General features: G+C 64.1%; 8 protein-coding genes. 6 read left to right on the forward strand and 2 right to left on the reverse strand.

The genetic code is table 11. The features are described from left to right. Positions 1–306 precede the first annotated feature (306 nt). The 4 genes from ptsP to M5B99_RS14845 all read left to right on the forward strand — a co-directional run bounded on the left by ptsP (position 307) and on the right by M5B99_RS14845 (position 7,483). Positions 307–3,168 carry a phosphoenolpyruvate--protein phosphotransferase gene (gene ptsP / locus M5B99_RS14830; protein WP_248804739.1) on the forward strand — a complete coding sequence of 954 codons (2,862 nt, stop codon included), beginning with the start codon at positions 307–309 and terminating at the stop codon, positions 3,166–3,168. Further along, the gene (gene pfkB / locus M5B99_RS14835; protein WP_248804741.1) at positions 3,168–4,109 is read left to right on the forward strand and encodes a 1-phosphofructokinase; all 942 of its coding nucleotides are present in this window, start codon (positions 3,168–3,170) and stop codon (positions 4,107–4,109) included. The genes ptsP and pfkB overlap by 1 nt, the downstream gene beginning before the upstream one ends. An 11-nt stretch (positions 4,110–4,120) precedes the next feature. Continuing rightward, positions 4,121–5,869: a PTS fructose-like transporter subunit IIB gene (locus M5B99_RS14840; RefSeq protein ID WP_248804743.1), complete on the forward strand. Its 1,749-nt coding sequence runs from the start codon at positions 4,121–4,123 to the stop codon at positions 5,867–5,869. Positions 5,870–5,941: 72 nt separating this feature from the next. Continuing rightward, positions 5,942–7,483, forward strand: coding sequence for an alkaline phosphatase D family protein (locus tag M5B99_RS14845; protein WP_248804745.1), 1,542 nt, complete (start codon positions 5,942–5,944; stop codon positions 7,481–7,483). A 312-nt stretch (positions 7,484–7,795) separates the two neighbouring features. Here the strand turns inward: M5B99_RS14845 and M5B99_RS14850 are convergent, their stop codons facing one another. Together M5B99_RS14850 and M5B99_RS14855 are read right to left on the reverse strand one after the other, a co-directional pair. Continuing rightward, the gene (locus tag M5B99_RS14850) at positions 7,796–10,327 is read right to left on the reverse strand and encodes a PepSY domain-containing protein (RefSeq protein ID WP_248804747.1); all 2,532 of its coding nucleotides are present in this window, start codon (positions 10,325–10,327) and stop codon (positions 7,796–7,798) included. A 166-nt stretch (positions 10,328–10,493) separates the two neighbouring features. Continuing rightward, positions 10,494–12,767 carry a TonB-dependent receptor gene (locus tag M5B99_RS14855; protein WP_248804749.1) on the reverse strand — a complete coding sequence of 758 codons (2,274 nt, stop codon included), beginning with the start codon at positions 12,765–12,767 and terminating at the stop codon, positions 10,494–10,496. 213 nt (positions 12,768–12,980) lie between these two features. Between M5B99_RS14855 and M5B99_RS14860 the strand changes: the two genes are divergently transcribed. Beyond that, positions 12,981–13,661, forward strand: a complete 681-nt coding sequence (locus M5B99_RS14860) for a Fe2+-dependent dioxygenase (RefSeq protein ID WP_248804751.1) — start codon at positions 12,981–12,983, stop codon at positions 13,659–13,661. 3 nt (positions 13,662–13,664) lie between these two features. Next, a complete protein-coding gene (locus tag M5B99_RS14865) occupies positions 13,665–14,453 on the forward strand; it encodes a tetratricopeptide repeat protein (protein WP_248804754.1) in 789 nt (262 codons plus the stop codon). Positions 14,454–14,456: the final 3 nt, after the last annotated feature.

Consider the following 14,456-nt stretch of genomic DNA (forward strand, 5'->3'; position numbering starts at 1 on the left):
GGAGCTTGCCCGCGAAGAGGCCGGTGAGCCCAGCAAAAGATTCGCTGACACACGCGGTGCCCACGTTGCCACATTTGCCTGGGAGCGATCGGTCTGTAGCCGACAGGTTGGGCTTCAACACCGAACAATAATCTAGTAACGTGACGAACACTCTAGATTAAACGTTTCAGCAAGCGTATTTTTGCGGTATTCAGCCCGTGTCACAGTCCTGCCAGAAGACCGTTGCACATTGTTCGGGCCATCCGCCTAAGCTGACTCATTCAAAACAATACCTAGCGTCCACCTGACGCTGAATAGGAGAAAGGCATGCTCGAGCTCACCGTAGAGCAGATTTCCATGGGCCAGTCGGCCGTGGACAAGTCTGCGGCCCTGCAACTGCTCGCGAACCGACTGGTGGCCGACGGCCTGGTAGCCGAGGGTTACCTGGCGGGCTTGCAGGCTCGTGAGACCCAGGGCTCGACCTTTCTCGGCCAAGGTATTGCGATTCCCCACGGCACGCCGGAAACCCGCGACCAGGTATTCGCCACCGGCGTGCGCCTGCTGCAATTTCCCGAGGGCGTGGACTGGGGCGACGGCCAGATCGTCTACCTGGCCATCGGTATTGCGGCTCGCTCCGACGAGCACTTGCGTCTACTGCAACTGCTGACCCGCGCCCTCGGTGAAACCGATCTGGGCCAGGCCCTGCGGCGTGCCAGTTCCGCCGAAGCCCTGCTGAAATTGTTGCAGGGCGCGCCCCAGGAACTGGCACTGGATGCACAGATGATCGGCCTGGGCGTGGCCGCGGACGATTTCGAAGAGCTGGTCTGGCGCGGCGCACGCCTGTTGCGCCAGGCGGATTGCGTCAGCAACGGGTTTGCCGCCGTGTTGCAGCAGGTCGAAGCCTTGCCCCTGGGCGATGGCCTCTGGTGGCTGCACAGCGAACAGACGGTCAAGCGCCCGGGCCTGGCCTTCGTGACCCCGAACAAACCGATACGTTACCTCGGTCAGCCCCTGAGCGGCCTGTTCTGCCTGGCCAGTCTCGGCGAAGCGCACCAGGCGCTGCTCGAACGCTTGTGTGCGCTGTTGATCGAAGGCCGTGGTCACGAACTGGGCCGCGCCACCAGCAGCCGTGCGGTGCTCGAAGTCCTTGGCGGTGAGTTGCCGGCCGATTGGCCGAGCGCACGGATCGCCCTGGCCAATGCCCATGGCCTGCACGCGCGGCCAGCGAAGGTCCTGGCACAACTGGCGAAAAATTTTGAAGGCGATATCCGGGTGCGCATCGTCGATGGCACGGCCACCGCGGTGTCGGTCAAAAGCCTGAGCAAGCTGCTCAGCCTGGGCGCGCGGCGTGCCCAGGTGTTGGAATTCATCGCTGAACCGAGCATTGCCGCCGATGCCTTGCCCGCGCTCCTGGCGGCGGTGGAAGCAGGCCTCGGCGAGGAAGTCGAGCCGTTGCCGGCGATCAGTGCCGCGAGCCCTGCGGCGGAAGAAGTACTCGTGCCCCTGCTGGCGCCGAGTGCCGGCAGCCAGCTCCAGGCCATCGCCGCCGCACCGGGAATCGCCATCGGCCCGGCCCATGTCCAGGTGCTGGCGCAGTTCGATTACCCGTTGCGCGGCGAGTCCGCGCTGCTTGAGCGTCAACGCCTGCAACAGGCCCTGGACCTGGTGCGCGCGGACATCGAAGGGCTGATCCAGCGCAGCAAGGCCAAGGCCATTCGGGAAATTTTCATTACCCACCAGGAAATGCTCGACGACCCGGAACTCAGTGATGACGTCGAAGCCCGCCTCAAGCAGGGCGAAAGCGCCGAGGTCGGCTGGATGGCGGTGATCGAGGCGGCAGCCTGTCAGCAAGAGTCCTTGCAGGATGCCTTGCTGGCCGAACGAGCGGCGGATCTGCGGGATGTCGGCCGGCGCGTGCTGGCGCAATTGTGTGGTGTCGAAACCCTGGCCGAGCCCGACCAGCCGTATGTGCTGGTGATGGATGAAGTCGGGCCTTCGGATGTGGCGCGCCTGGATCCGGCACGGGTTGCCGGGATTCTCACGGCCCGCGGTGGGGCCACGGCCCACAGTGCGATCGTGGCTCGGGCCCTGGGCATTCCCGCCCTGGTCGGTGCCGGCGAGGCGGTGCTGCTGCTGGCGCCCGGCACGTCCTTGCTGATCGACGGGCAACGCGGTCGCCTGCATGTATCACCGGATGAGGTGACCCTGCAGCGCGCCTTGCAGGAACGTGACACCCGCGAGCAACGCCTGCGCCTGGCCTCGGAGCAGCGCCACGAACCGGCGTTGACCCGCGATGGCCACGCGGTCGAGGTGTTCGCCAATATCGGCGAAAGCGCCGGCGTTGCCAGTGCGGTGGAGCAGGGGGCCGAAGGCGTCGGCCTGCTGCGCACCGAGCTGATTTTCATGGCCCATCAGCAGGCGCCGGACGAGGCGACCCAGGAAGCCGAATACCGTCGTGTGCTCGATGGGCTGGCGGGGCGGCCGTTGGTGGTGCGGACCCTTGATGTGGGCGGCGATAAACCGCTGCCGTATTGGCCGATCGCCAAAGAGGAAAATCCCTTCCTCGGTGTGCGCGGCATTCGCCTGACCCTGCAACGCCCGCAGATCATGGAAGGGCAGTTGCGTGCCTTGTTGCGGGCCGCCGACAACCGTCCGTTGCGGATCATGTTCCCCATGGTCGGCAGCGTTGCCGAATGGCGCCAGGCCCGGGACATGACCGAGCGCCTGCGCCTGGAAATTCCGGTGGCCGACCTGCAACTGGGGATCATGATCGAGGTGCCGTCGGCGGCGCTGCTGGCGCCGGTGTTGGCCAAGGAAGTGGACTTCTTCAGTGTCGGCACCAACGACCTGACCCAGTACACCCTGGCCATCGACCGCGGTCATCCGACCCTCTCGGCCCAGGCCGATGGCCTGCACCCGGCGGTGCTGCAACTGATCGATATCACCGTGCGCGCGGCCCATGCCCATGGCAAATGGGTCGGCGTCTGCGGCGAACTGGCGGCGGACCCCTCGGCGGTGCCGGTGCTGGTAGGGCTGGGCGTCGATGAACTGAGCGTCTCGGCACGCAGTATCCCCGAGGTCAAGGCGCGGGTACGCGAGCTGAACCTATCCGAGGCCCAGGCGCTGGCCCAGGCCGCCTTGGCGGTCGGCAGCGGCGATGAAGTGCGTGCCCTCGTGGAGGCTTTGTAATGGCGCGGATTCTGACCCTGACCCTGAACCCGGCGCTGGACCTGACCGTGCAGCTGGCGCGGCTGGAGCCCGGCCAGGTCAACCGCAGTGAAGCGATGCAGACCCATGCCGCCGGCAAAGGGCTGAATGTCGCCCAGGTGCTGGCGGACCTGGGGCATCAACTGACTGTGGGTGGCTTTCTCGGCGACAGCAATCCGCAGCCGTTCGAGGCCTTGATGGCGCGTCGCGGTTTCGTCGATGCCTTTGTCCGGGTGCCGGGGGAAACCCGCAGCAATATCAAGCTGGCCGAGCATGACGGACGGATCACCGATCTCAATGGCCCGGGCCCGCTGGTCAGTGAACAGGCGCGGCAAGCCCTGCTGGATAAACTCGACCTGATCGCCCCGGGGCACGACGCCGTGGTGGTCGCCGGCAGCCTGCCGCAAGGGGTCAGCCCCGAGTGGTTGCAGGCGCTGCTGCTACGCTTGAAAACGCTCGGTTTGAAAGTCGCCCTGGACACCAGCGGCGCGGCGTTGCGCGCCGGTCTCGCGGCGACGCCCTGGCTGATCAAGCCCAACGGCGAGGAGCTGGCCGAGGCCTTGCAGACGCCCGTCACCTCGGTGCAGAGCCAGGCCGAAACCGCCGCGCAACTGCATGCCCAGGGGATCGAACACGTGGTGATTTCCCACGGTGCCGAAGGGGTGAACTGGTTCTCCTGCGCGCAGGCTTTGCAGGCCTTGCCGCCGAAGGTGAAGGTCGCCAGCACGGTCGGTGCCGGCGACTCGTTGCTGGCCGGCATGCTGCACGGGCTGCTCAGCGCTCACTCCGCCGAGCAGACCCTGCGCACCGCCACCGCGATTGCCGCCCAGGCGGTGACCCAGATCGGTTTCGGCATCAGTGACAAGGCGCAGTTGGCGCAGCTTGAAAGCGGCGTCCGCGTGCACGCCCTGACAGAACAATAAGAGGGAAAGTGATGAAATTAGCCATTGTTACCGCCTGTCCGAACGGTATGGTCACCAGTGTGCTCTGCGCCCGCCTGCTCGATGCGGCGGCCCAGCGTCAGGGTTGGAGCACCAGCGTCGAAGTCCACGACAGCCAGCACCCGGAGCGCCAGTTGTCGGCGGCGACGGTGGAGGCCGCCGAGTGGGTACTGCTGGTCAGCAGCGTGCCGGTGGAGATGTCGCGGTTTATCGGCAAGCGGGTTTTTCAAAGCACCCCGGCCCAGGCGTTGCAGGATGTCGAGGCGGTGTTGCGGCGCGGTGCCGAAGAGGCCCAGGTGTTTGTCGCGCCTGCGGTGGCCACCGAACCGGTTACTGCGCTCAAGCGCCCCCCGCGGCTGGTGGCGGTGACCGCCTGCCCGACCGGCGTGGCCCACACCTTCATGGCTGCCGAAGCCTTGCAGCAGTCGGCCAAGCGCCTGGGTTATGACTTGCAGGTGGAGACCCAGGGTTCCGTCGGCGCCCGTAACCCGCTGAGTGCGACAGCGATTGCCGAGGCCGATGTGGTGTTGCTGGCGGCGGATATCGAAGTCGCCACCGAGCGTTTCGCCGGCAAGAAAATCTACCGCTGCGGTACCGGTATCGCCTTGAAGCAACCGGACGCGACCCTCAACAAGGCCCTGGCCGAAGGTCAGCCGGAACAGGCTGCGACGGGCAACACCGGGGCGCCGGCCAAGCAGGAAAAGACCGGTGTCTACAAACACCTGCTGACCGGTGTCTCGTTCATGTTGCCGATGGTGGTGGCGGGTGGCTTGATGATCGCCCTGTCGTTCGTCTTCGGTATCACCGCGTTCAAGGAGCCGGGCACGTTGGCGGCGGCCTTGATGCAGATCGGCGGCGAGAGCGCGTTCAAGTTGATGGTGCCGTTGCTGGCCGGCTATATCGCCTACTCGATTGCCGACCGCCCGGGCCTGGCCCCGGGGATGATCGGCGGCCTGTTGGCGAGCACCCTGGGCGCGGGTTTTATCGGCGGGATCGTCGCCGGTTTTCTCGCCGGCTACAGCGCCAAGGCGATCAATCGTTATGCGCGGCTGCCCAGCAGTCTTGAAGCCTTGAAGCCGATCCTGATCATTCCGTTGCTGGCGAGCCTGTTCACCGGCCTGGTGATGATCTACGTGGTGGGCAAACCGGTGGCCGGGATGCTCGAGGGGCTGACCCATTTCCTCGACAGCATGGGTACCACCAACGCCATTTTGCTCGGTGTGTTGCTGGGCGGGATGATGTGTGTCGACCTCGGTGGGCCGATCAACAAGGCGGCCTATGCGTTCTCGGTCGGGCTGCTGGCGTCGCAGAGTTATGCACCGATGGCGGCGACCATGGCGGCGGGCATGGTGCCGCCGATCGGCCTGGGGATTGCCACGCTGATTGCGCGGCACAAATTTGCCCAGAGCGAGCGCGAGGCGGGCAAGGCGGCATTTGTGCTGGGGCTGTGCTTTATCTCCGAGGGGGCGATTCCGTTTGCCGCCAAGGACCCGTTGCGGGTGATTCCGGCGAGCATTGCCGGCGGCGCGCTGACCGGTGCCTTGTCGATGTATTTTGGCTGCAAGCTGATGGCGCCCCACGGTGGCCTGTTCGTGATGCTGATCCCGAATGCGATCAACCATACGTTGCTGTACCTGCTGGCGATTGTCGCCGGCAGCCTGCTGACGGCGCTGGCCTATGCCGTGCTCAAGCGGCCGGAAGTGGTTGAGTTGGCGGTGGAGCCGGCGCCGGCGCGCGCGTAATTGCCCCCCTGTCACACCTCTTTCATCCCCTGAAGTTAAGTTCAGCCTTTGGCTTTTCTTCAGGGGTTCAGCATGAGCGACTTCAATCTTGGACGACGACGTGTCATGCAGGCCGTGGGCGCGGGTATCCTTTTGCCCGGTCTGGCCCCGGCCGTCATCGCCTCGGTCAAGGACCGTCCGCAACTCACCGATGGCGTGCAATCCGGTGACCTTTCGGGCGACAAGGCAATCATCTGGAGCCGCAGCGACCGGCCCGCGCGGATGGTGGTGGAGTGGGACACCCGCAGTGTGTTCGGCAATCCGCGCCGTTTCGTTTCAACCCTGGCCGACGCCCGCACTGACTTTACCGCCCGGGTCGAGCTGAGCGGCTTGCCGGTGGACCAGGCGATCTTCTACCGCGTGCACTTCGAAGATACCCAGACCGGCGTCGCCAGCGAGTCCTGGTTCGGCCACCTGCGCAGCGTGCCCGCGCAACGCCGGGATATCCGCTTTGTCTGGAGCGGCGACACCGTCGGCCAGGGCTTCGGCATCAACCCGGATATCGGCGGCATGCGCATCTACGAAGCCATGCGCCTGCGCTTGCCGGACTTCTTTATCCATAGCGGCGACACCATCTATGCTGACGGCCCGGTGCCGGCGCAGATCACCACGGAAAACGGGCGTATCTGGCGCAATATCACTACCGAAGCCAAGAGCAAGGTCGCCGAAAGCCTCGACGAGTTTCGCGGCAATTACCGCTACAACCTGATGGATGACAACCTGCGTCGCTTCAACGCCGAGGTGCCGCAGATCTGGCAGTGGGACGACCACGAGGTGAGCAACAACTGGTCGCCGAGCAAACAACTGGACGAGCGCTATGCCAGCAAGGATATCCACGGCCTGGTGGGCCGCGCTCGTCAGGCCTGGCTGGACTATGCACCCATGCGCCGGCAACAGGCCGATCAGGGCGGACGGATCTATCGCAAGTTGAGCTATGGGCCGCTGCTGGATGTGTTCGTGCTGGACATGCGCAGTTATCGCGGGCCCAACGACGCTAATCTCGGTGGCGAAAAGGCCTTTCTCGGGCGTGAGCAACTGGAGTGGCTCAAGGGGGAACTCAAGGGCTCGGCGGCGCAGTGGAAAGTCATTGCCGCCGATATGCCCATCGGCCTCGGTGTGCCGGACGGTGAAGTCAGCCCTGGCGTGCCGCGTTGGGAGGCGATTGCCAATGGCGACCCGGGGCCGGCCCAGGGGCGTGAGCTGGAGATCGCCGAGTTGCTCGGTTACCTGCGGGCGCAACAGGTGCACAACACGGTCTGGCTGACGGCGGATGTGCATTACTGCGCGGCGCACCATTATCATCCGGATCGGGCGGCGTTCCAGGATTTCGAGCCGTTCTGGGAGTTTGTCGCGGGGCCCCTGAATGCCGGCAGCTTCGGACCCAATGTGCTGGACCGGACCTTTGGTCCACGGGTGGTGTTCGAGAAGGCGCCGCCGACGCAGAACGCTTCGCCCTTCGCGGGCTTCCAGTTTTTTGGCGAGGTGAATATCGATGGGCAGAGTGGCGGGATGAGTGTGGTGCTGCGCGACCTGGATGGCGTCGCGGTGTTCGAGCAGAAGTTACAGCCGGTCTGAGGCGTGGCTCCTTGTATGAGTCGGTTTGTCGGCGATGGTGTCTCTATGAGCGGCGCAAGGCTCAACGGCCTCTTCGCCGGCAAGCACCGCTCCCACAGTTTTATGTCGTACACAAAATTGCTGAACAACAGAAGACTGTGGGAGCGGTGCTTGCCCGCGAAAGCGTCAGTCCTGGCGCCGCAATACTTGAGGGCCCCATCGCCGGCAAGCCGGCCCCAGCTTATTGCGTCGTATACGGAAATCTGACTCGACGCGGACCCGGTAGGCGCTGGCTTGCCGGTGATGAACGCTAACGCGGTGTCTCGCCGGGCCTCAGTACACGTCCCGCCGATAGCGCCCTTGCTCGATCAATTGCTCGACGGCTTCGGCGCCGAGCAATTCCAGCAGCACCTGGTCGACCCCCGTCGCCATCCCCTGCAAGCTGCCGCAGATATAGATCGCCGCACCGCCTGCCAGCCATTGGCGCAGTTCTGCCGCCGCTTCGCGCAGGCGATCCTGGACATAGATCTTTTCCGCCTGGTCACGGGAAAACGCCAGGTCCAGGCGTGCCAGGTCACCGCTGGCCAGCCATCCCCGCAGTTCGTCCGCGCAGTGGAAATCGTGAGCGATATTGCGCTCGCCGAACAACAACCAGTTGTCCCGCTGGCCATTGGCAATGCGGGCCTTGAGCAAGCTGCGCAATCCCGCCAGGCCCGTGCCGTTCCCGAGCAGAATCAGCGGACACGGCGCAGTCGGCAAATGGAAGCCGCTGTTGCGCCGTACCCGCAGGCTGATGCTCGAACCCGCTGCGGCATGCTCGGTCAACCATCCCGAACCCAGGCCCAGGCTGCCATCGGCATGCCGCTCCTGACGCACGAGCAACTCCAGTTGCCCGTCGCGTGCAATGGAGGCGATGGAGTACTCGCGCGGGCCAAGCGGTATCAGCGCCTTCACCAGGGCCTGGGCATGCAGGCCGACCAGATGAGCCCGATTCTCCGGCAACTGGCGTCCGCCCAGGGCCTGGGCGAGACTTTCCGGCAAACCGTCGAGTTGCACCGGGCTGTCGGCCTCAAGCCCGAGTCCGGCGAGGAAACGTTCCACTGCCAGGGCACTCTGGCGTGGGAGGATTTCCACCAGATCGCCGGCTTGCCATGGGATCGACGTCTCGCTTGTCAGACCCAGCAGGTAGACGGCGGAACCGGCGCTGCCCGGATTGAGCAGGACACGCTGGCGCAAGGTCCAGTTGGCGAAAATCGGTGCCTGCCAAGCCACCGGGGGCGTGCCACCGGTCAGTCGGTTGAGTTGCTGTTGCCAGTAGCGCAGGGCGTAGGGATCGCCGTTGTCGACTTCGATCGGGGCGAACAGGGGATTGCCGCCGCGCGCCTCCAGCCACTGGTGCAGGCGGCGGGCGAAAGCGCAGAAGTGCTGGTACTGCCGGTCGCCGAGGGCCAGCACCGAATAGTTCAAGGTATCGAGGGGCAGCGGCTGGCCGAGTAGCTTGCGTTCGAAACCGCGAGCGCTGTCTGGCGCCTCGCCGTCGCCGAAGGTGCTGACGACGAACAGCGCATGTTGCGATTCGCGCAGGTCGTGCTCATTGATGTCGGCCAGCGGGCTGACCCGTACCGCTACGCCGGCGGCCTGCAACTGACCGGCGCTCTGCCAGGCCATCTGTTCGGCGAAACCGCTCTGGCTGGCAAAACCGATCAGCCAGGCGGGCGTATCGCCAGCTTGGGGGTCCAGGTCCAGGCGGGCCTGCTTGACCTGGCGTTTCTTGCGCCGCCGATCGAGGTACAGCAGCCAGCCGGTGATGAAGAACAGCGGCATGCTCAGGCTCGACAGCGTCAGCAGGATCCGCCCGGTGATCCCGAAGTAGCTGCCGACGTGCAGCGCATAAATGCTGGTCAGCAACTGCGCTTTGTAGCTCTGCTCGGCGTAGCGCAACTGTTCGCTGATAACACCGCTGGCCGGGTCCAGGTTGATCTGGTTGAGGGCGCGCTCATGGGGTGAGTCCTTGAGCAGGTAGTAGACCGTTGCCGGTTGCCCGGCCACCGCCGGCATGCGGATATTGTAGGCGCTGAGGCCGGGCCCCGTGGCCCGCTGGATACTGGCCCAGATCGCGTCGTAGTCGGCGCTGGGGGGCGGGCCGTCGGGTGGCGGCTTGCGCTGTTCACCCCCGCGATGTTGGATTGGAGAGTCGGCCAGCCATTTGTTCAGTCCATTGCTGTACCACGCGTAGGACCAGAACAGGCCGGTCAGCGCCGACAGCAGATAGAGCAGCAGGCACCAGGTGCCGGCCACCGCGTGCAGGTTCCAATTGAAGGCGCGACCTTTTTTCGCCCAGTCGAAGGTCAGCCAGACCCGCCAGTCGAGGACTTGACGTGGCCAGCGCAGATAGAGCCCGGAGACGCAGAAGAACACCAGCATCAGGGTGCACGCGCCGGTGATCTGCCGGCCAGTGTCGCCCAGGGCGAGGAACCGGTGCAGTTGCAGCATCAGGGCGAAGAAGTCCTGGCCTTGCGCCTCACCCTGGTAATCCCCGGTGTAGGGATCGAAATAGCGCATCTGCCCACGGCGCTCACCGGGCTGCGGTGTGAAGGCGACTCGCGCGGCATTGTCGCCATGAGGGGAGACCCAGAGCATGGCCACAGTCTTGCCTTCGCGCGCTTCGAGCCGGCGCACCAGTTCGGCCGGGGGCAGCGCCTCGCCTTGGGCCGGCACTTCGAGTTGCAGGACGCTGGGGTTGAACAGACGCAACAGCTCGTCCTGGAAGGACACCGTGGCACCGGTGATCCCCATGAAGGCCAGCACCAGCCCGGCGCTGATGCCGAACAGCCAGTGCAATTGGAACAGTGTTTTCTTCAACACAGCGACCGCCTTGCTCTCTCGAAGTGATTCCTACGGCGCGCATTATGCCGTGTGTTTGTGAGAATGCGACGAATTAATATTCACGACATTTTTTCGTGTAACAAGACGGACAAAAGCCCCGCTCATGGGCATGGGCGGGGCTTGCGGCACCGTCGCTGGCCGGGCGTTAAAAGTGGAAGCTGGTGGTGAGCAGCGCAGTCCGTCCCGGCGCCTGGTTGGCGAAGTGGGCGGCATAGGCCTTGTCGTAATAGGTCTCGTTGGTCAGGTTCTGGACGTTCAACTGCAGGTCGACGTTCTTTGTCAGCTTGTAGCTGGCCATGGCGTCGTAACGGGTGTAGGCCGGTACATAGACGGTATTGGCCGCGTCGCCGTAGACCTCATCGACGTAAAAGGCCCCCCCCCCGACGGTCAGCTTCGGTAGCACTTCATAGGTGGTCCACAGGCTGAAGCTGTTCTTCGGTGTGTTTGGCATCTGGTTGCCGCTGGCCTGTGCGGCCCCGGTCGTGATCGCGCCGTTGCGCCCGGTCAGTCCGGCATCCACCAGCTCGCTCTTGAGATAGCTGTAGCCGGCGAACACCTGCCATTTGTCGGTGATCTTGCCGCTGGCCGACAGCTCCAGGCCATCGACCCGGGATGTGCCGGCATTTTCATAGATGTTCCGGGCGACCAGGATCCGGGTGTTTTCCTTCTCGGTGCGGAAGATCGCGGCGCTCAGGGACAGACGGTCGTGGAACACATCCCACTTGGTGCCCAGCTCGTAGTTGGTGGTGGTTTCCGGTTGCAGATCGCTTCGCAGCGTACTGTTGCCGGCGGTCAGCGGGTTGCCGTCGCTACCCTGGCCGAGCATCGCACCGGGTGGCGTGGCGGACGTGGCGTAGGACACATAGACGCTGCCGTTCTCGACTGGTTTCCACACCAGGCCGCTCTGCCAGTTCCAGAAATGACTGTCGTTGCTGGTCTTGCCGGTGGTGGCATTGTCGGCCTTGGTGCTGAAGGCGTCATACCGCAGGCCGACGTTGAGCAACCATTTCGGATCGAGCTCGAGGGTGTCGAAGACATAGGCCGCCCGGGTGTCGCCAGTGGTATTGGTGCCCGCGTAGTTACGCGTAATGGCGCCGGTCCAGGCGTCATTCGGGTTGGGGTTGCTCAGCGAGGTGCAGCTTGGCGTCGTGCCCGGGTTGCAGACTCGGGCAGTATTGCCGGCAACGTTGTAGCTGCTGGTCCGGCTTTCCTCACGGCTGAACTCGACACCCGTCGAGTAGGTGTTTTTCAGGCCCAGCAGGTGGAAGTTGCCGAATAGATCCGTCTGGTTGGTGGTGGTTTCGGTGTTCGATACCAGGGTGTTGGCACGGCGCCAGACCGTCCCGTACTTGTTGACGTTGTTCTTGCTGTCGTCCGGTTGCGTCAGGATGTAGTCCTGGCCGGTATTGCCGTGGCGCAAGGTGTTCTTGATAGTCATCGCATCGCTCAGGTCGTGCTCGAAGGCAAAGGTGCTGATGTCGGTGCGGGTCTTGCGGAAATCGCGGTCTTTCAGGCCGTAGAAGTTGTTGCTGTCGCCGCCGTCGGTCGGTTTGTCGTGACCGTGAGTCGTGGCGGCTGGCGAGCTGAAACCGTAGGGAATGCCCGAATCCGGCAGGTCGTTGCTTTGCATATGGTAGTAGCTGAGGTTGACGCGGGTATCGGTGCCCAGGCCGAAGCTCAACGAGGGGGCGACGCCCCAGCGGTCGTAGTTGACCGCGTCACGGCCGGCAACGTTCTGCTCATGGCTCATCAGGTTCAGGCGAAACGCGGCGCTGTCGAGGAACTGGCGGTTGACGTCCAGGGTGTAGCGGCGGGTCTGGTCGGAACCATAGGTGAAACCGCCATTGGTGAAGTCCTGCTGCCTGGGCAACTTGCTGACCAGGTTCAGGCTGCCACCGGCCGAGCCGCGGCCGCCGAAAGACGAGTTCGGGCCCTTGCTGACTTCAATGGATTCGACGTCGAAGATTTCCCGCGATTGCGCGCCGGTGTCGCGCACGCCGTCGACATAGGTGTCGCCCTGAGCATCGAAGCCACGAATGAACGGCCGATCACCTTGCGGGTTGCCCCCCTCACCGGCACCAAAAGTGATACCGGGTACGGTGCGCAGCGCGTCTTGCAAGGACGTGGCCGCGATGTCCTTGAGCACCTGCTGCGGGACGACGGTCACCGAACGTGGTGTGTCGGTCAATGGGGCGGTGTACTTTTGCGAGGAGGCTTTTTCCACCTGGTAGGACGTCGACTCCTGGGCTTGCGCGGTCACGCTCGTGGCGTCCAGCGCAATGCTGTTGCGTGGGTTCCTGCCGTCGGTGTCCTCGGCCGCTTGCGCCATCTGGGCGGCGGTGGCGGTCATGGCCACACCCATCGCCGAAGCGAGCAGACGTGCTGAACTGACTGGAAGATGCGGTTGTTGGCGTGACATGTGACGTTCCCTCCCCAAGCTTTCGAGGCGGCGGAATATAGGGTAAACGAGTATTTGTATCAACTGCGATATATTATTATTCTCAGTAATGTCGTGATTCTTGGACTTTTCTTTACGGTTTTTACCTTCTGGTTCGGCGTGGTGGCGGATAGGGTTTTACAGTGACAATAAGAATCAATACCATTGGCGCTCATTTTTTTTCAGGTATCGACCATGCTGTTGCACATTCCCGGCTTGTTCTCCCGCGAAGAGGTGCTGCGCATACGCCAGGCCCTGGAGCAGGCCGATTGGGCTGACGGCAAGGTGACGGCCGGCTATCAGTCGGCCAAGGCCAAGCACAACCTGCAACTGCCTGAAGGCCATCCACTGGCGCAGGAAATCGGCGCGGCGATGCTGGAGCGGTTGTGGAAAAATCCTCAATTCATGTCGGCGGCGTTACCGCACAAGGTATTTCCACCGTTGCTGAACTGTTACATGGCCGGTGGCAGTTTCGATTTCCATATCGATAACGCTGTGCGCCAACCCAAGGGCAACCCGGAGCGGGTCCGTACCGACCTGTCGTCCACGCTGTTTTTCAGCGATCCGGATGAATACGAGGGTGGCGAACTGGAGATCCAGGACACCTTCGGCAACCGCCAGGTCAAGTTGCCCGCTGGCGATCTGGTGCTCTATCCGGGCACCAGCTTGCACAAGGTCAATGCCGTGACCCGTGGCGCCCGCTATGCCGCGTTTTTCTGGACCCAGAGCCTGGTGCGTGAAGACAGCCAGCGTAGCTTGCTGTTTGAAATGGACGGAGCGATCCAGGGGCTGACCCGCGATGTCCCCGACCATCCGGCGCTGATCCAGCTCACCGGGACCTATCACAATCTGTTGCGGCGCTGGGTCGAGGTCTAGGTCATGGGTTTTCATCTGCGTCGGGAGGAAGTGCTGGACGGCGATGCGCTCAAGGCAATGCTCGAAGAGAATCCGGCACGCGCGGCCCAGGCGGTGTTGCTGGCGGCCGGCCAGGGCGTCCTCGAAGCCCAGGCGCTGCTGGGGCAGATCCTGCTGGACGGGCAGGGTATCGAGCAGGACCCGGCGCTGGCCTTGCGCTGGTTCCGGATCGCGGCGAACGGCGGCCACCTGATGGCGCGCAATATGCTCGGGCGTTGCCTTGAACATGGTTGGGGTGGTGCGTCCGACGCCCGGGCGGCGGCGCAGGAATATCGCCTGGCGGCCGAAGGCGGCCTGGACTGGGGCTTGTACAACTATGCCAATCTGCTGGCGACCGGACGCGGAGTCGTCGAGGATCAGGTCACGGCGCTGGCCTGTTACCGGCGCGCCGCTGAACTGGGGCATGCCAAGTCGATGAACCTGCTGGGGCGTTATCTGGAGGACGGACGTTTCTGCCCGGTCGATCTGGTGACGGCCTGCGAATGGTATCGACGCTCGGCTGAGGGCGGCGACTTTCGGGGGCAGTTCAGTTATGCCGCGGTGTTGGCGGAGCGGGGGCAGTTCGACCAGGCGCAGGGCTGGTTACGCCAGGCCTTGGCCGCTGGCAACCTGAAGTTCCTGCGGGCCGCTCGCCAGGCCCTGCTGGCGGCGGTGCATCCCGAGATCCGCGCGCTGGCGCTGGACTACCACGAGCACGCGGCGTTGCTGGGTGATGAAACCGATGCTGCAGCATTACAGGCGCTGGCGGGTTGAAGG

It is taken from the genome of Pseudomonas sp. MWU13-2100 (genome assembly GCF_023242365.1).
Lineage (GTDB): Bacteria > Pseudomonadota > Gammaproteobacteria > Pseudomonadales > Pseudomonadaceae > Aquipseudomonas.

Coding starts and splice junctions, on each gene's coding strand:
- ptsP (WP_248804739.1), top strand. CDS start 307: ATGCTCGAGCTCACCGTAGAGCAGATTTCCATGGGCCAGTCGGCCGTG.
- pfkB (WP_248804741.1), top strand. CDS start 3,168: ATGGCGCGGATTCTGACCCTGACCCTGAACCCGGCGCTGGACCTGACC.
- M5B99_RS14840 (WP_248804743.1), top strand. CDS start 4,121: ATGAAATTAGCCATTGTTACCGCCTGTCCGAACGGTATGGTCACCAGT.
- M5B99_RS14845 (WP_248804745.1), top strand. CDS start 5,942: ATGAGCGACTTCAATCTTGGACGACGACGTGTCATGCAGGCCGTGGGC.
- M5B99_RS14855 (WP_248804749.1), bottom strand. CDS start 12,767: ATGTCACGCCAACAACCGCATCTTCCAGTCAGTTCAGCACGTCTGCTC.
- M5B99_RS14860 (WP_248804751.1), top strand. CDS start 12,981: ATGCTGTTGCACATTCCCGGCTTGTTCTCCCGCGAAGAGGTGCTGCGC.
- M5B99_RS14865 (WP_248804754.1), top strand. CDS start 13,665: ATGGGTTTTCATCTGCGTCGGGAGGAAGTGCTGGACGGCGATGCGCTC.